This is a genomic window from Burkholderia sp. SIMBA_062 (genome assembly GCF_046534765.1).
GTDB classification, from domain to species: Bacteria; Pseudomonadota; Gammaproteobacteria; order Burkholderiales; family Burkholderiaceae; genus Burkholderia; species Burkholderia ambifaria.
In genome coordinates this window covers 1-234 of sequence record NZ_JAWRYD010000648.1, presented here as the reverse complement: position 1 = coordinate 234, position 234 = coordinate 1, and the positions used below count along the sequence as shown (strand labels likewise).

Sequence of the window (234 nt, the reverse complement as noted above, 5' to 3'; positions counted from 1 at the left end):
AGTTGCGTGCCGTTCACCGCGTCAGTGCTCGCCGCCGACAACGTGCCTTCGGCGACGTTATGCAGTGCCACTGGCGTGCCGGGGTTTCCGAACGTGACGACATCATGGCTCGAGCTGTTGTAAGAAACCGCATCAGCCATCTGACCTTGCAGTCTGGTGATATTGGTCGTGTTTTGCGTGGTACGCGCGTCGATGTTCGTGAGGGTGTCGCCGACGTTATGGAAGGTCGTGCCG

The 234-nt window shown here is 59.4% G+C and carries 1 pseudogene; it reads right to left on the bottom strand.

The window, feature by feature from the left end:
* Positions 1-234, bottom strand: a pseudogene (locus SB786_RS37785) (hemagglutinin family protein); the annotation flags it as partial.